Origin of the sequence: Hyphomonas sp. (genome assembly GCF_022844445.1) — a bacterium.
GTDB lineage: Bacteria > Pseudomonadota > Alphaproteobacteria > Caulobacterales > Hyphomonadaceae > Hyphomonas.
The window spans coordinates 415870-431246 of the sequence record NZ_JALHLS010000001.1; the positions used below are offsets into that span (position 1 = coordinate 415870).

Below are 15377 nucleotides of genomic sequence, written 5' to 3' on the forward strand. Positions count from 1 at the left end.
GCCGGGTGTCACGCCTTCGGTCCTGGCCGCCTGGCCCAGGGTCATCGCGCTGGGCCAATGTTTCACGTGAAACATCGTGAGCGGCCAAAAAGGCTGCGCGGTCATTTGTGTCAGTCAGTCTTGGTTCGCCCGGCCTTACCCGGTTCGACGGACGCGCCTGACGTGACCGAGCAGAGCGGTCAGGGCGCCGGGTGTCACGCCTTCGATCCTGGCCGCCTGGCCCAAGGTCAGCGGGCGGACCGCCTTGAGTTTTGAGCGGACCTCGTTCGACAGGCCGCCGATGGCATCATAGTCAAGGCCGTCCGGAAGCGTCAGTGACTCGTCGCGGCGGAGCGCGGCGACATCTTCCGACTGACGATCGAGATAGGCGGCATAGAGCGCCTCGATCTCGATCTGCGCACCGACCTCGTGAGCGATCGAGTTAAGCTCTGGCCAGACGGCGCGGAGATGCGCCAGCGTGATCTCCTTGTAGGAGAGATACTCCCAGGCGGACCGCATTCGGCCATCCTGATTGACTGTCCAGCCGGCCTTGACGGCGGCGGCCGGTGACAAGGTCAGTACTTTCAGTTTCTCGCGGGCCTCTTCGAGCGCCCGATGTTTCACGTGAAACATCGCCGCGCGTTCCACGCCAACAACACCCGCCTCGATGCCTCGCGGGGTGAGCCGCTGGTCGGCATTGTCGGCGCGAAGGGCGAGCCGGTACTCGGCGCGCGATGTGAACATGCGGTAGGGCTCCGTCACGCCCCGCGTTACGAGATCGTCGATCAAGACGCCAATGTAGGCTTCGGCCCGGTCGAAGATGACTGGCTCTTTTCCGGCGGCGGCGCGGGCGGCATTGAGACCAGCCATCAGCCCCTGGGCGGCCGCTTCCTCATAACCGGTCGTCCCATTTATCTGCCCCGCCAGATAGAGACCTGGCTGAGCCTGCACTTCGAGCGCCGGCGAGAGGGCGCGCGGGTCCACATAGTCGTATTCGATGGCATAGGCATGCTGGAGGATGACGACATCCTCCAGGCCGGGAATTGTCCGGATGAACCGCTCCTGTATCTCTTCGGGCAAGGAGGTCGAGATACCGTTCGGATAGACAGTGTGATCATCGAGGCCTTCGGGCTCGAGGAAGATCTGGTGGCGGTCCCGGTCGGCGAAGCGGTGGACCTTGTCTTCGATCGAAGGGCAATAGCGCGGACCGCGTCCGGCGATCGCCCCTGAATAAACCGCCGACTGGCTGATGTTCGCGTCGATGATCGCGTGGGTCGCGGGCGTGGTCCAGGTAATGCCGCAAGCCACTTGCGGTACATCTATCCCGGGGTTCTGGAAGCTGAAGGGGATCGGCTTGTCATCCGCCGGCTGCATCTCCAGGCGGTTCCAGTGAATGGTCCGGCCATCGAGGCGAGCGGGGGTTCCGGTCTTCAGACGGCCCATCGGAAGGCCGAGGGCATAGAGCCGGTCTGACAGACCAATGGCAGGCGCTTCACCTACGCGGCCGGCGGGAATGCGCTTGGCGCCAATATGGATGACGCCCTTCAAGAACGTGCCGGTCGTGATCACGACCTTGGCGGCACGGTAAACAGTTGCGCTTAGGCCAACGATACCGGCAATCTGTCCGTCCTCGACGATCAGGTCTTCGGCGCCATCTTCGAGGATGGTCAGGTTCGGGTAGGCGCCCAGTTCGGCTTGCATTGCCTGGCGGTAAAGCTTGCGGTCGATCTGCGCCCGGGGGCCCCAGACGGCCGGACCCTTGGAGCGGTTCAGCATCCGGAACTGGATGCCGGACTTGTCGGCCATGCGCCCCATGACCCCGTCGAGGGCATCGATCTCCCGAACGAGGTGGCCTTTGCCGAGACCGCCGATGGCGGGGTTGCAACTCATCTCGCCTATGGTCGCGCGCTTATGCGTGACGAGCGCGGTGCGCGCCCCAAAGCGGGCGGAGGCCGCTGCGGCTTCACAGCCGGCATGGCCACCGCCGATCACGATCACATCAAAGCTCGCCGGGCTTGGCATTAACCATCTCTTAAGCAGGGGGTTAGCCGGGTATATAACGCCGGGGCCCCCCAAACCCTAGAGCCTATTTCCCGATGCAGAAGCGGGAGAAGACGGCGCCCAGAACATCCTCGACGCCGATCTCGCCGACGATGGATTGCATCTCACGGATGGCAAGGCGGAGGTCTTCGGCAACCAGCTCGAAACCGAGTTCGTGATCGAGCGCTGCTTTCGCAGAGGTGAGGGCGGCGAGACCGCGTGTGAGCTTCTCGCGGTGGCGGGCGCGGGTGATGACCGGGGCTTCCACCGACGCGGCCCGCTGCACCAGAAAGCCGGAGATCCAGGATTCGAGCTTGTCAAAGCCCTCGCCGGTCGTCGCCGAGATCGGTAGGGCGGCGTCCGGCGTGAGGCTTGCCGATCTGAGATCGACCTTATTGAACACGACAATGTCGTGGGAACTGACCGGGCCCGGGGGAGGGGAGGGGGCTTCACCATCGATCACATGGATCCTCAGATCCGCTTCGGCGGCCGCTCGGCGTGCTCTGCGGATGCCTTCGGCTTCTACAACATCTTCGGTTTCACGCAGGCCCGCCGTGTCGGCCAGCCAGACAACCTGGCCGCCAAGGATGAGGCGGACCTCGACCACGTCCCGGGTCGTCCCGGCGATGTCGGTCACGATGGCCGCCTCCCTCCGGGCGAGCCGATTCAGGATCGAAGACTTCCCGGCGTTCGGGGCGCCGATGATCGCGATACGGAATCCGTCGCGTATGCGTTCACCGATGCCGCCATCACCGAGGGCCGCCTCGACCTCCTTCATCAGGTTGGCAACGCGTTCGCGAACGGGCGCCGCGGCGTCGCTCCCGACATCGCCCTCATCCGGGAAGTCGACCATTACCTCGACGAGGGCGAGCAGACCGGTCAGTTCCTCGCGCCATTCATTATATGTTTCGGAGAGGCCGCCCGAGACCTGGCGGAGCGCCTGGGATTTCTGAGCGAGGGTCTCCGCTTCGATGAGGTCGGCGACACCTTCGGCTTCGGTCAGGTCCAGCTTGCCCGATTCAAAGGCGCGCCGGGTGAACTCGCCGGGACCCGCCAGACGGACTGCCGGGACAGACGTCAAGGCGTCGAGGATATGAGTGATGACTGCCGGCCCGCCATGCAGGTAAAGCTCGAGCGTGTCTTCGCCGGTGTAGGAATGCGGGGCAGGGGAGAAGAGGACAAGGCCCTGGTCGACCGCAGCGCCGGAAAGATCCCGTATCCGGGTCAACACCGCGCGGCGGGGTTCCGGCAGACCAGATGCCAATAGGTGTTCGCTGATCTCGCGAACTGCCGGGCCGGAAATCCGGACCACGGCGATGGCTGAGGGCGGGGCGCCCGACGCCAGTGCGCAGATGGTGTCGCGCGTGCCCATCGGCAGGCGCTCCTCCCTAGTTCTTCATCGCTTCGAAGAATTCGTCATTGGTCTTCGTCTGGCGCAGTTTGTCGATCAGGAAATCGATCGCGTCCGAAGTTCCCATCGGACCAAGGATGCGTCTGAGGATGTAGATCTTCGACAGCTGGTCCTGCGGCGTGATGAGTTCTTCTTTGCGCGTGCCGGACTTCATGATGTCGAGCGCCGGGAAGGTGCGCTTGTCGGCAATCTTCCGGTCAAGGACGATCTCGGAGTTGCCCGTGCCCTTGAACTCTTCGAAGATAACTTCGTCCATCCGGCTACCGGTATCGATCAGAGCGGTGGCGACAATCGTCAGGGAGCCACCGTTTTCAACGTTGCGCGCGGCGCCGAAGAAACGTTTCGGGCGTTGCAAAGCGTTGGCGTCCACACCGCCGGTCAGCACCTTGCCGGAGGAGGGGACTGTGGTGTTGTAGGCGCGGCCGAGGCGCGTGATCGAGTCGAGCAGAATGACGACATCGCGCTTGTGTTCGACGAGGCGCTTGGCTTTCTCGATCACCATTTCGGCGACCTGGACATGGCGGGTTGCCGGCTCGTCGAAGGTCGAGGCGATGACTTCACCCTTCACCGTGCGGCGCATGTCGGTCACTTCTTCCGGGCGCTCGTCGATCAGCAGAACGATCAGGTAGCACTCGGGGTGGTTCTCTTCGATGGCCGATGCAATGTTCTGCATCAGCACCGTTTTACCCGTCCGGGGCGGGGCAACGATCAGGGCGCGCTGGCCCTTGCCGATCGGGGCGACAATGTCGATGACGCGGCCGGAGCGATCCTTCTTGGTCGGATCGCGGCTTTCCATCTTTAGGCGGCGGTCCGGGTAGAGCGGCGTCAGATTGTCGAAGTGGACCTTCTTGTTGGCCTTGTCCGGGTCTTCGAAGTTGATGCGGCTGACATCAGTCAGAGCGAAGTAGCGCTCGGAATCCTGCGGGGCGATAATCGGCCCTTCCACCGTATCGCCGGTGCGGATGTTTGCCTTCTTGAGAACTTCGGGGCTGACATAGATGTCGTCCGGGCCGGGCAGGTAGTTCGATTCCGGCGAGCGCAGGAACCCAAAGCCGTCAACGAGAACTTCGAGCACACCTTGTCCGGTAATCTCGACTTCGCTGTCCGCCAGCTCCTTCAGGATCGCAAACAGCATGTCCTGAGTGCGCATCGAGGACGCATTTTCGACCTCAAGCTCTTCGGCATAGAGGAGGAGTTCCTCAGGCGATTTCGCCTTGAGTTCGCGCAGAGTCACGCTGGTAAGGTTATCGAGCATCGAGGAAGCCATTCGGAGCGGTCCGGATTTTGGATTTAGTCAAGGGGGTGCCGGTCAGGGGGAAATACGAGGCGCCACAAGGATCGGGCGCACCGGCATGACCTTCTCATCGCCAATTTGCCCGGGAACGTCAAGCCGGAATGGCTTATCGTCAGAAGGGTTTGACGATGACAAGGATGACAACGCCGATCATCAGCAGGAACGGAACCTCATTCATCATGCGCAGCGTCCGCGCCTGAACGGTTCCGGTCACCCGGTCGACTTTCTTGCCGAGACCGATGAAGTAGCCGTGCAACCCGCTGATTCCCAGAACCAGCAGCAGCTTGGTGTGAAACCAGGGCTGGAACAGGATCTGGCCGCCCCGCTGCCAGTCTAGGTACACAAGAAGGACTCCGAACACCCAGACGAGTGTGACACTTGGATTCAGGATGATCTTCTTCAGCTTTTCCGACGAGTCCTTCATGGTCTCGAACAGGGGTTCGCCCGGTCGGCTCGACAGCTGGTGGATCTTGTACCGGGGATAGACCAGCAGGCCCGCCATCAGCGCCACGACGAACACCAGATGCGCTGCCTTTACCCAGAGATAGATATCCATGCCGCGACCTCTAATGCGCGGGTTCGACCATCCGCTCACCCGCTTTGTGATGTGTGGCGGCATGCGGACATCCCGTCCAGTCCGAAGGGCAAAGACGCCCGCCGGCGCAGGAGCGGATTTCGGTTTTCATACCGAGAGCGGCAATCGTCTCTTCGGTCAGCGTGCGAATGAAGCCGGGATGGGTGCCCAAGGCCTCGACGCGGGTATAGCTCGCCGCGCCATCCTTCTCAGCGACGAGGCGATATTCCTCGCCGAGCTCGACAAGCGTTTCGATATGCTCGGACACGAAGGCGATCGGCGAAATCAGGATGTGCTTACCGGCCAGCGCGGCGCGTGCGACTTCGGCTTCGGTTGACGGCCCGATCCATTTCAGCGGGCCAACGCGGGACTGGTAGCAGGGGATTACTTCCCAATGCGCCGGTACCCGGCCAGCGATCATTTCGGCCAACGCCTCGCATTGCCACTGATAAGGATCGCCGCCCTTCACCACTTGCTCGGGCAGGCCATGTGCTGAGAGGAGCAGTGTCACCTGGTCCGGCGCGCCCGCTTTGCGGTGGGCCTCGAGGATGCGGTCGACATGCGCCGAAACGAAATTCTCATCGAAGGGATAGCAGCAGACGGTGCGTGCCTTACCCTTGAAGGCAGCCTTCCAGGCGCTGAGGGAGGAGCCGGTCGTCGTGGTTGAAAACTGCGGATAGAGCGGCAAGAGAACCACTTCGTCCGCGCCCCAGCGTTTCACGTCTGCCGCCGCTTCCTCGGTGAAGGGGTGCCAGTAGCGCATCGCGATAAAGCACTTCACGTCGTCCCCGGGCAGGGACTTCGCAAGCTCGGCTTCCAGCGCGCGCGCCTGAAACTCGGTTTCGCGGAGCAGGGGAGAGCCGCCGCCCGCATCCATCATCGCGTAATTCTTGATCACTGCCGGCGCGCGGGTGCGCGAGATCAGCCGTGCCAGGAACCAGCGCAACGGCAACGGCGCGCGAATGATGGCAGGATCGCGGAACAGGTTCTTCAGGAATGGCTGCACGGAAGACGCTTTGTCCGGGCCGCCGAGATTAAACAATACAACGGCGATCTTGCGGCCCATCAGCGAACTTATCCTTTTCGAATCCTGGCCAGAACGCGCTCGACGTTCGCAATTGGTGTCTCGGGGCGAACACCGTGGCCGAGATTGAAGATATGGGGTCGGCCGCGATAAGCGTCCAGAAGTTCGTCCACCCGTGCGTCAAGACGCCCACCACCTTCGATCAGCAGAAGCGGATCGAGATGGCCTTGCACCGGAAAGTTTGCGGGCAGGTTGGCATTGATGAATTTCGGATGCGCGGCCGTATCGAGGCCAACGCCGGTCACACCCGTTGCGGCGACATAGTCCGGCACCATGACGCCGGCGCCCCGCGGAAACCCAATGATCGGTACCGTCACACCCATACCCCGAAGCCGCGCGACCAGCCTCTTGGTCGGGGCGATGATCACTTCCTCGAAGATATTGTCCGGCAGCCCTTCCGCCCAGCTGTCGAAAAGCATCAGCGCATCGGCTCCGGCTTCGACCTGCGCGGCGAGATAGTGCGCGGTCGCTTCACCGACATGATCCATTGCCTCAGCAAGGTCAGCCGGGCGGCCGTGCGCCCAGCGCCAGGCCATCGACTTGTCGGTCTTACCGCGCCCTTCGATGGCATAAAGCGTTACGGTCCAGGGTGAGCCTGCAAAGCCGATCAGCGCACAAGAGGGCGGAAGTTCCGCTTTGACGCGTGCTACCGTTTCATAGACCGGCGACAGCTTGTGTGCCGCAGCCTGCGGTTTGACCCGTGTCAGGTCCGAAGGCTTCTCGATTTCTTCCACCCGCGGGCCTTCACCTTTTTCGAAAGCCACTTCGAGGCCCATCGCGTCGAGGATCAAAAGGATATCGGCAAACAGGATCGCCGCGTCCATTCCATACCGGCGGACCGGCTGAAGCGTCGCTTCTGCGGCCAGGGAAGGTGTGTAGCAGAAATCCAGGAAGTCACGGGCCCGGGAGCGCGTTTCCAGGTATTCCGGAAGGTGGCGGCCTGCTTGCCGCATCATCCAGACCGGGGGAGGGGAGACCGGCTTTCCAGCGAGCACATCCAGAAATTTTTTCCCTCCGGTTGTTGCCATCCGTCTTCCCCTCTTCGTCCAATTTCAAACGGGCCCGTCAGGGCACTTATAGTTATGATCCTGATGATAGCTTGGAGAGCGCACTTTATGAGGGGTTGTCCACCAGAATCCACAAGCGAGTCACAAGCGCTGCTCGCCTCACGCGCGAACAGATTCCGCACTTGCCACAATGTTTAACGCAAGGTTAACACCCGCCCCTGAATCACAGGACGGAACAAGCCGGGATCACAGCAGAGTCGAATTCCCGAGATTGTGGAATGCGTGTGAGTCCCTGGGGGGCATCGCTCAATCCACAGGCGAGTCACAACCCTTGTGCAAAACGGGAAGCCCCGGCAAGACACACGCATGACCCGGCCGACCCGTCCCGCCATCTACTTTAATGTCCATCTCGTCTCGGACTCCACCGGCGAGACGCTGAACGCTGTCCAACGCGCCGCCTGCGCGCAGTTCGAGAATGTGCAGCCGCTGGAGCACAATTACTATCTTGTGCGCTCCGAACGCCAGCTCGAACGGGTCACCCGAGAGATCGAAGCTGCCCCGGGCGTCGTCTGGTACACGATCTCTGATTCTGCTCTGCGTGCGCGGCTTGAATCCTTCTGCCGTGAGCGGAGCATACCAACCCTGCCGGTGCTGGATCCCTCGATCGCCATGCTCAGCCGCCACCTCGGCGTCTCTGCCAATAACCGTGTCGCCGGTCAGCACGCGATGGACGAAGACTATTTCGAGCGGATGGAAGCCATCAACTTCACGCTCGCCCACGATGACGGGCAGAATGTCGACAGCCTGATTGGCGCCGATGTCATCCTGCTGGGCGTCAGCCGCACCTCGAAAACTCCGACCTGCGTCTATCTCGCCAACCGCAAGGTGCGCGCCGGGAACATTCCCCTGGTGCCCGGTGCGGCGCTGCCGGACTTTCTCGAGAAGATGGGCGAGAAGGGGCCGCTCGTTGTCGGCCTGAAGATTTCAGCCGAACGCCTTGTGCAGATCCGCCGCCAGCGCCTCATCTCACTCAACCAGGAAGACGCCGGTGACTATGCTGACGAGGTCGCGGTGCGCGAGGAAATCACGCAGGCCAATCGCTTGTTCCAGCGCAACCAGTGGAAAACCATCGATGTGTCGCGCCGCTCGGTGGAAGAAACCGCCGCTGCGATTCTGAACCTGCTGCATGAACGCCGGGGGCACCCGTGAGCCTTACCGTCACACTTGCCTCCGGGAGCGCCAGCCGCCGCGCGCTGCTCACCGCGGCCGGTGTCGCCGCCGAAGCGGTTGCCCCGAATGTTGACGAAGAATCCTACCGCACGGCCATGCGCGCGGATGGTATGTCTGTGCGCGATCAGGCGATGCAGCTTGCGGAGATGAAAGCCGTGCGCGTGTCGCAGGCGCGCCCCGGCCTGGTGATCGGGGGTGATCAGATGCTGGCGCTTGGCGAAGAGGCCTTCGACAAGCCGCGCGATCTGACCGAGGCAAAGAGCCACCTGACGCGCCTGTCCGGCAAGAGCCATACGCTGGAGACAGCTATAGTCGTCTGCGAGGAAGGCCGCCCCGTCTGGCGCCATCTCGCCCGGCCGAAGCTGACCATGCGGCCACTCTCGCCGGAATTCATCGACGATTACACGGCCCGCTGCGGCCCGGCTCTGCTGTCGACCGTCGGCGCCTACCAGCTTGAAGGCCTCGGTGCGCAGCTCTTCGCTCGCATCGAGGGGGATTATTTTTCGATCCTTGGCCTGCCGCTGCTGCCGCTGCTGGATTATCTGCGTATCCGGAAGGTCCTGCCGCAATGACCAGACTTCTCGGTGTCATCGGCGATCCCGTCGCCCACTCGCTGTCGCCCTACATCCACAACCAGTGGCTGCGCGAGAATCGCATCGATGCCGTGTATGCGGCGCTGGAAGTGAAGGCAGCCGAACTTGCCGAATCGCTGGATTCGCTGCGCGGGCATGAAGCGATCGGCGTAAACGTGACGCTTCCGCACAAGGAAGCCGTCCTGAAACTTGCCTCCAGTGCCAGCGAAACGGCTCGGCGCATCGGCGCGGCCAATACGCTGATACACACCACGGAGGGCACCTGGCATGCTGACAATACAGACGCGCCCGGTTTTGCCCTCACCCTTGAGTATGGCGATATCTCCGTTGACGGCCGCGAGGTTTTCCTCTTCGGGGCAGGGGGTTCGGCCCGCGCGGTCGCCGATATCCTTTCGCGGCAGGGCGCCCGGCTGACCATCTGTAACCGGACGATCGCCCGCGCCGAAGCCCTTGCGCTTGACCTGGCACCCGGCGCGCGGATCCTTTCTCTGGAGGACGGCCTGAAGCAGGCCCAGCGCGCCAGCCTGATCATCAACACGCTCAGCATCGGCCATGCCGGCGAAACGCTTGCGTTGCCGCAATCGGCTGGCGGCATCTTCTATGATATCAGCTATGGCAAGGGCGCGGCTGCCGCGATCGCCGAAGCGCGCCGGCAGGGCTGGCGCACTCTGGACGGCCTCGGTATGCTGGTTGCGCAGGCTGCGCTCAGTTTCGAACTCTGGTTTGGAACCATGCCGGATCTTGCGACCGCCCACGCCCGTGCCCGTAGCCTGCTGGAGGCCGCCCAATGATTATCCTTGGACTGACGGGTTCCATCGGCATGGGCAAGTCCGCCACGGCCAGCCTCTTCCGCGAGGAGGGCGTACCAGTTTACGACGCTGACGCCGCTGTCCATGCGCTCTATGCCGAAGGCGGCGCCGCTGTGCCGCACATCGAAGCGGCCTTTCCTGGCGTCACGGAGAGCGGCGCCGTTGACCGCACACGCCTGCGCACGCGCGTGCTCGATAATCCGGACGCGATGAAACTGCTCGAAGGCATCGTCCACCCGCTCGCCGGCGCAGCGCAGCTCGATTTCCGTAAAACCGCGCATGCCGAAGGCGCGCCCTTTGCAGTGCTCGACATTCCCCTCCTGTTCGAGACCGGCGGCGACCGGCACTGTGATTTCACGCTCGTCGTCACGGCGCCTGCCGAGGTCCAGCGCGAACGCGTGCTCGCCCGCCCGGGTATGACTCCCGAAGTATTCCAATCCATCGTCGCGCGCCAGATGCCAGACGCCGACAAGCGGGCCCGCGCCGACTTCGTTCTCTCCACGGCGCACGGCTTCGACTTTGCCCAGGACCATGTTCGCGCCATAGTCGCCCTGATGATTCGCCTCGCCGCCGAGAGAAAAAGATGACCGCCCGGATCCGCGAAATCGCCTTCGATACCGAAACCACCGGCCTCAATCCGGCGGAGGGCGAACGCGTGATCGAGATCGGCGCTGTCGAACTGATCAACCACATTCCGACCGGGCGCACTTTCCGCCGCCTCATAAATCCGGGCCGGCCGGTGTCCGAGGCGACCATCCGCATCACCGGAATCACCGATGCCGACCTGAAGGACCAGCCGCCCTTCGAGCATCCGGACATTGTCGACGCGTTTCTCAGCTTCCTCGGCGACGCGACCCTCGTCGCGCACAACGCCTCGTTCGACCGGGGCTTCCTGAACGCCGAACTCGCGCGCTGCGACCGGCCACCGATTCCGGAGGAGCGCTGGATCGACACGGTCGCCATGGCTCGCAAGCGGTTTCCCGGGGCACCCGCCAGCCTGGACGCGCTCTGCAAGCGCTTCGACATTTCCCTCGAAAGCCGCACCTTCCACGGCGCCCTGCTCGATAGCCAGCTGCTGGCCAGTGTCTATCTGGAATTGCTCGGCGGCCGGGCCCGCGCGTTCAGTTTCGAAGCGGGAAGCGGGCTGGGCGAAGGCGACAATCGTCCCCCTGCGGCGCAGCGCCCGGCGCCGATAGCGCCTTTGGCAACGCCCGCAGAACTGACAGCGCATGCCAAGCTGGTCGAAAAACTGGGCGCCGGGGCGATTTGGAATACAGTGAGCTGAGGCTTACGCCCCGCCGGCCCGCTCGGCGGCCTTGCGGTACTGTGCCTGATAGAGCTGTACGAAATCCACCGGATCGATCAGCAGGGGCGGGAAGCCCCCCTCGCGCGTGATTTCGGCGATGATCCGGCGCGCAAACGGAAACAGCAGGCGCGGGCATTCGATCAGCAACATCGGCTCGACCTGCTTCTCGGTGACGTTCGACAGCTGGAAAAGGCCGGCATAGTCGAGTTCGGTGATGAACAGGGTCGTTTCGCCGGCGAGCGCCTTGGCGGAGAGTTTCAGCGACACTTCGAACACGCCGTTGCCGTCCACATGGGGGGCGGCGCCGACATCAATGCCGAGGTCAATGTTTGGCTGAGTCTGAACCGGGGGATGGCCGGGATTCTCAAAGGACAGGTCTTTCACATACTGGCCAAGCACACGCAGCGACGGGGCAGGCTGGACCGCGCCGTCTTGACTGGGGTTTGCGGGCGGGCTCGTATCTGTCATTATAAAACCTCTACTTGTCGGGCCCCGCGCCTAGCATGCGCCCCTTGGCCGCGCAACGCAAAGGCTGGCACCTTGCACGAGCCTACACTATCTACCCGGAACCCCTGCTGGATCAATTGAGGAACCCGCCCCAAAGATGTCTAACCCCGTTATCGAAGTCCTCATCCTGGCTGCCGTGGCACTCTTCGTGCTGTGGCGTCTCTATGTGGCCCTCGGCCGGGGAGGGGATGAGCGGCCTATGCAGCGCCCGGCGCCTGCGCCGGAGCAGCGTGAGCGCGCCCCCGAAGCGCCGGCGCCCACGCCGCGCCGCACTGAGACGGAGCGGCCGATTTTCACGGGTCCTGCCGCTGCCGGACTGGAAGACATATATAATGCCGACCGGTCGTTCACGGCCGAGGACTTCCTGCGAGGTGCAAAGGCCGCCTACACGATGATCGTCGGCGCCTATGCCCGCGGCGACCGCGCCGCCTTGCGCCCGCTGCTCGATGATGACGTTTACGAAGCCTGGGACGCGGCGATCACGGCCCGCGAAGCCTCGGGTGACCGCGCCTTCGAACTCCTCCGCGTCAGGCGCGCCGAGATCGAACGCGCCGAACTCGAGGGTGGCATTGCACGCGTCTGGGTTCGCTACGAAGCCGAACTTGGAGACGGCGAAGTTACGAGAACGGCCAAGGAAATCTGGACCTTCAAGCGCGAAGCCGCCTCGAGCGACCCGAATTGGCTGCTTGATGACGTAGACGCCGCTGGCTAACTCGCCCGCAAGGTGAATCTGCGGGTGACAGGCAGGGGCCTTTCCGGTCATATCCCGCCCATGCCAACCCTTCGATTCCTGCTCCCCGCTCTGCTGGTCCTGTCCGCCTGTCAGACCCAGCCCGCGCCGATCGAACACCGCCCGGTTCCCGAAGCGCCGGGTTCGGCCGGCCCCATGCCATCGGCCAATCCGGCAACCTATCTTCAGCTTCCGGGTTGGACCACGGCGTCGCTGTCGGCGCCGCTCGAGGCGTTTCGGCGCACCTGTGACCGGTTCAGCCGGCGCGCCTGGGACGCGCCGCTGTCGCGCAGCGCCCCCTGGGCCGGCACTGCGCAGGACTGGCAGCCTGGCTGCGACGCCGTGATCGCCGCGCGCGACGAGACCGCAGCCCGGCGCATCTTCGAAACCCAGTTTGTGCCGCTGGAGATTATCGACCGAGACGGCAAGGACAAGTTCACCGGCTATTTCGAGCCTCGTTACGAGGCGCGGCGCACGCCGGAAGGCGTGTTCACCGAGCCGGTGTTCACAGTCCCGTCCGACTTTATCGCCAATGGCGACAGCCCGCTGCAGCGTCTGCCGGACGGCTCGACCCGCCCTTATCCCGCGCGCGCCGACATTACAGCGCGGGGCGGCCCGGCGATGGCCTATGCCCATCCGGCCGACGTCTTCTTTCTGCAGGTCCAGGGCTCCGGCCGCCTGACTTTCCCGGATGGCTCGACGCTGCGCGCTGCTTACGCCGCGCATAATGGCCAACCTTTCAAGTCAGTCGCCAACTGGCTGATCGAAACTGGCCGTATTACCCGCAGCGAAGGCTCGATGCAGGGCATCCGCGCCTGGATGGACCGTTCGAGCGCCGCCGAAGTGCGCGAAGCGATGAACGTCAACAAGCGCTTCGTCTTCTTTCAGTCCCTGCCCGAAGGCGACGTGAACCTCGGCCCGAACGGCGCCCATAACGTGCCGCTGACGCCGCTCGGCTCGATGGCGGTGGACCCCGAATTCCACGCCCTCGGCGTACCGATGTTCGTGCAAACAACTGCGCCAGGTCTCGGCGGAGACTGGTCTGGCCTGCTGATTGCGCAGGACACTGGCGGCGCCATAAAGGGCCCGGTCCGGGGCGACATCTATTTCGGCACCGGCGTCGAGGCCGGCAACCGCGCGGGCACGATGAATGCCAAGGGCCGCCTCTGGGTGCTGCTGCCGCGCGCTGTAGCGGAGCGAATGTTTGCCGCCGGCCTTGTTGCAAGCGTGCCGCAAGCTGGCCAACCAGGCTGATGACCCGCCGCACGCTGTCCGCCGACGAAGCCCGGGCCTGGGCAAGGGTCGCCGCGACGGTGACGCCTATCGGCCCGCGCGCCGCTGATCTGGAGGAGTTCTTCGCGGCGCTCGAATCCGGCGTGCCGGAGATTGACCCGCCTCCGGCGACCGCCAAAGCCAAACCGGCGCCGCCGAAAACCCCCGCGCCACCCGCTGAGCGCAGCGGCGAGAAGAAAGTCCGGCGCGGCAAGCTTGCGATCACGGGCCGTTTCGACCTGCACGGCCACACGCAGGCCAGCGCGTCGCGCGCCCTGCCGGATTTCCTCGAACGTCAGCAGGCGGACGGTGCGCGCTGTGTGCTCGTCATCACTGGCAAGGGAAAGGAAGGCCAGGGCATCCTGCGCCGCAACTTCCTGCTTTGGCTGGAATCGCCGCCCGCCCGCCGTCTCGTGTCGGGCTATGCCGAATCGCACCCGAAGCATGGCGGGGCAGGGGCCTTCTACGTTTTTCTTCGAAAATCCGCTTAACCCGCACGCTGGGCGAGCAGCACTTCGGCCACCTGGATGGCGTTCAGCGCCGCGCCCTTGCGCAGGTTGTCGTTTGAAAGGAACAGGGCAAGGCCATGCGACACGGTCGGGTCTGGCCGAATACGGCCAACATAGACGGGGTCGCGGCCGGCCGCGGTTAGTGGATTCGGAATTTCGGTCACCACCACGCCGGGCGCTTTACCAAGGATTTCGGTTGCCTCCGCCGCACTGATCGGTCGCTCGAACTCGGCATTGATCGACACAGAATGGCCGGTATAAACCGGCACGCGCACGCAGGTGCCGGACACCGGCAGGCCCGGGATCTCGAGGATCTTGCGAGACTCGTCTCGCAGTTTCAGCTCTTCGTCCGTGTACCCGTCTTCACCCAGCTTGTAGTTCAGCGCCACCACGTTGAACGCGATCGGCACCTGCCACTTCTTGGGCGCGGGAAATTCGCGCGCGTCGCCGCGGCCGGCCAGAGCGCCTGTGCCCTTGCCAAGCGCGTCGATCTGCGATTCCAGCTCGTCGACACCGGCCACACCGCCGCCCGACACCGCCTGGTAGGTGCTCGCGACCAGCCGCTTCAGGCCGGCACGGTCATGCAGCGGTTTCAGCACCGGCATCGCCGCCATGGTCGTGCAGTTCGGGTTGGCGATGATCCCCTTGGGAATGGATTTCAGGGCGTGCGGGTTCACTTCCGCTACTACAAGCGGCACTTGCGGGTCGCTACGCCAGGCCGAGGAATTGTCGATCACGATGGCCCCGGCGGCCGCCACTTTCGGGGCGAGCGCCAGAGAGGTTGAGCCGCCTGCAGAGAAGAACACGATGTCCAGCCCGGCATAGTCTGCCGTAGAGGCGTCTTCGACAACAATGCTGTCACCGCCGAATTCGACCTTCGTGCCTGCTGATCTGGGCGAGGCAAAGAAACGTATCTGGCTCAGCGGAAACCTCCGCTGCGCCAGAATTTCCCGCATCATCTCACCGACCAGACCGGTCGCACCGACAATCCCCACCCGGGGGCGAAGCGCATGATTAGTCATATCAGTTGAA

At 63.7% G+C, this 15377-nt stretch carries 16 protein-coding genes; 8 read left to right on the forward strand and 8 right to left on the reverse strand.

Features of this window, described 5'->3' with window-relative positions; translation table 11 throughout:
• Positions 1–135: 135 nt before the first annotated feature.
• From mnmG to hemE, 6 genes are all read right to left on the reverse strand, one after another.
• Positions 136–2001 carry a tRNA uridine-5-carboxymethylaminomethyl(34) synthesis enzyme MnmG gene (gene mnmG, locus Q0C17_RS02230; RefSeq protein ID WP_291200657.1) on the reverse strand — a complete coding sequence of 622 codons (1866 nt, stop codon included), beginning with the start codon at positions 1999–2001 and terminating at the stop codon, positions 136–138.
• 64 nt (positions 2002–2065) lie between these two features.
• Complete coding sequence (gene mnmE / locus Q0C17_RS02235) at positions 2066–3391, reverse strand: tRNA uridine-5-carboxymethylaminomethyl(34) synthesis GTPase MnmE (RefSeq protein ID WP_291200660.1); 1326 nt, start codon at positions 3389–3391, stop codon at positions 2066–2068.
• Between the two features lie 16 nt (positions 3392–3407).
• Entirely contained in the window at positions 3408–4697 is a 1290-nt protein-coding gene (gene rho, locus Q0C17_RS02240) for a transcription termination factor Rho (RefSeq protein WP_366512556.1), read from the reverse strand.
• A 139-nt stretch (positions 4698–4836) separates the two neighbouring features.
• Positions 4837–5280 (reverse strand): CopD family protein, encoded by a 444-nt coding sequence (locus Q0C17_RS02245; RefSeq protein ID WP_291200663.1) that lies wholly within the window; start codon positions 5278–5280, stop codon positions 4837–4839.
• A 10-nt stretch (positions 5281–5290) separates the two neighbouring features.
• Complete coding sequence (gene hemH, locus Q0C17_RS02250; protein WP_291200666.1) at positions 5291–6364, reverse strand: ferrochelatase; 1074 nt, start codon at positions 6362–6364, stop codon at positions 5291–5293.
• 8 nt (positions 6365–6372) lie between these two features.
• Positions 6373–7410 (reverse strand): uroporphyrinogen decarboxylase, encoded by a 1038-nt coding sequence (gene hemE / locus Q0C17_RS02255; protein WP_291200669.1) that lies wholly within the window; start codon positions 7408–7410, stop codon positions 6373–6375.
• A gap of 345 nt (positions 7411–7755) precedes the next feature.
• Here hemE and Q0C17_RS02260 point away from each other — a divergent pair, with 345 nt between their 5' ends.
• Genes Q0C17_RS02260 through dnaQ form a run of 5 tightly spaced genes read left to right on the forward strand, consistent with a single transcriptional unit; the run spans position 7756 to position 11306 of the window.
• The gene (locus Q0C17_RS02260; RefSeq protein WP_291200672.1) at positions 7756–8598 is read left to right on the forward strand and encodes a pyruvate, water dikinase regulatory protein; all 843 of its coding nucleotides are present in this window, start codon (positions 7756–7758) and stop codon (positions 8596–8598) included.
• Positions 8595–9191 carry a Maf family protein gene (locus Q0C17_RS02265; protein WP_291200675.1) on the forward strand — a complete coding sequence of 199 codons (597 nt, stop codon included), beginning with the start codon at positions 8595–8597 and terminating at the stop codon, positions 9189–9191. The genes Q0C17_RS02260 and Q0C17_RS02265 overlap by 4 nt, the downstream gene beginning before the upstream one ends.
• Entirely contained in the window at positions 9188–10003 is an 816-nt protein-coding gene (gene aroE, locus Q0C17_RS02270; protein ID WP_291200678.1) for a shikimate dehydrogenase, read from the forward strand. The genes Q0C17_RS02265 and aroE overlap by 4 nt, the downstream gene beginning before the upstream one ends.
• On the forward strand, positions 10000–10608 hold the full coding sequence (gene coaE, locus Q0C17_RS02275; protein WP_291200681.1) for a dephospho-CoA kinase: 609 nt from the start codon (positions 10000–10002) through the stop codon (positions 10606–10608). The genes aroE and coaE overlap by 4 nt, the downstream gene beginning before the upstream one ends.
• Positions 10605–11306 (forward strand): DNA polymerase III subunit epsilon, encoded by a 702-nt coding sequence (dnaQ, locus tag Q0C17_RS02280; RefSeq protein ID WP_291200683.1) that lies wholly within the window; start codon positions 10605–10607, stop codon positions 11304–11306. Before coaE ends, dnaQ begins: the two co-directional genes overlap by 4 nt.
• 3 nt (positions 11307–11309) lie before the next feature.
• Here dnaQ and secB read toward each other — a convergent pair whose 3' ends face one another.
• Positions 11310–11795, reverse strand: a complete 486-nt coding sequence (gene secB / locus Q0C17_RS02285) for a protein-export chaperone SecB (RefSeq protein WP_291200686.1) — start codon at positions 11793–11795, stop codon at positions 11310–11312.
• 136 nt (positions 11796–11931) lie between these two features.
• Between secB and Q0C17_RS02290 the strand changes: the two genes are divergently transcribed.
• Genes Q0C17_RS02290 through Q0C17_RS02300 form a run of 3 tightly spaced genes read left to right on the forward strand, consistent with a single transcriptional unit; the run spans position 11932 to position 14327 of the window.
• Positions 11932–12546: a Tim44/TimA family putative adaptor protein gene (locus Q0C17_RS02290; protein WP_291200689.1), complete on the forward strand. Its 615-nt coding sequence runs from the start codon at positions 11932–11934 to the stop codon at positions 12544–12546.
• Positions 12547–12606: 60 nt separating this feature from the next.
• Positions 12607–13818 (forward strand): MltA domain-containing protein, encoded by a 1212-nt coding sequence (locus tag Q0C17_RS02295; protein WP_291200692.1) that lies wholly within the window; start codon positions 12607–12609, stop codon positions 13816–13818.
• Positions 13818–14327 (forward strand): Smr/MutS family protein, encoded by a 510-nt coding sequence (locus Q0C17_RS02300; protein WP_291200695.1) that lies wholly within the window; start codon positions 13818–13820, stop codon positions 14325–14327. Before Q0C17_RS02295 ends, Q0C17_RS02300 begins: the two co-directional genes overlap by 1 nt.
• Here the strand turns inward: Q0C17_RS02300 and Q0C17_RS02305 are convergent.
• Complete coding sequence (locus tag Q0C17_RS02305) at positions 14324–15367, reverse strand: aspartate-semialdehyde dehydrogenase (RefSeq protein ID WP_291200698.1); 1044 nt, start codon at positions 15365–15367, stop codon at positions 14324–14326. The two genes, Q0C17_RS02300 and Q0C17_RS02305, sit on opposite strands and share 4 nt — an antisense overlap.
• Positions 15368–15377 lie beyond the last annotated feature (10 nt).

Bases quoted from the DNA above. Each gene is read 5' to 3' on its own strand.
- Q0C17_RS02245 (WP_291200663.1), bottom strand. From the start codon at position 5,280: ATGGATATCTATCTCTGGGTAAAGGCAGCGCATCTGGTGTTCGTCGTG.
- secB (WP_291200686.1), bottom strand. From the start codon at position 11,795: ATGACAGATACGAGCCCGCCCGCAAACCCCAGTCAAGACGGCGCGGTC.
- aroE (WP_291200678.1), top strand. From the start codon at position 9,188: ATGACCAGACTTCTCGGTGTCATCGGCGATCCCGTCGCCCACTCGCTG.
- Q0C17_RS02295 (WP_291200692.1), top strand. From the start codon at position 12,607: ATGCCAACCCTTCGATTCCTGCTCCCCGCTCTGCTGGTCCTGTCCGCC.
- mnmE (WP_291200660.1), bottom strand. From the start codon at position 3,391: ATGGGCACGCGCGACACCATCTGCGCACTGGCGTCGGGCGCCCCGCCC.
- hemE (WP_291200669.1), bottom strand. From the start codon at position 7,410: ATGGCAACAACCGGAGGGAAAAAATTTCTGGATGTGCTCGCTGGAAAG.
- Q0C17_RS02290 (WP_291200689.1), top strand. From the start codon at position 11,932: ATGTCTAACCCCGTTATCGAAGTCCTCATCCTGGCTGCCGTGGCACTC.
- hemH (WP_291200666.1), bottom strand. From the start codon at position 6,364: ATGGGCCGCAAGATCGCCGTTGTATTGTTTAATCTCGGCGGCCCGGAC.
- rho (WP_366512556.1), bottom strand. From the start codon at position 4,697: ATGGCTTCCTCGATGCTCGATAACCTTACCAGCGTGACTCTGCGCGAA.
- Q0C17_RS02305 (WP_291200698.1), bottom strand. From the start codon at position 15,367: ATGACTAATCATGCGCTTCGCCCCCGGGTGGGGATTGTCGGTGCGACC.
- coaE (WP_291200681.1), top strand. From the start codon at position 10,000: ATGATTATCCTTGGACTGACGGGTTCCATCGGCATGGGCAAGTCCGCC.
- dnaQ (WP_291200683.1), top strand. From the start codon at position 10,605: ATGACCGCCCGGATCCGCGAAATCGCCTTCGATACCGAAACCACCGGC.
- mnmG (WP_291200657.1), bottom strand. From the start codon at position 2,001: ATGCCAAGCCCGGCGAGCTTTGATGTGATCGTGATCGGCGGTGGCCAT.
- Q0C17_RS02260 (WP_291200672.1), top strand. From the start codon at position 7,756: ATGACCCGGCCGACCCGTCCCGCCATCTACTTTAATGTCCATCTCGTC.
- Q0C17_RS02300 (WP_291200695.1), top strand. From the start codon at position 13,818: ATGACCCGCCGCACGCTGTCCGCCGACGAAGCCCGGGCCTGGGCAAGG.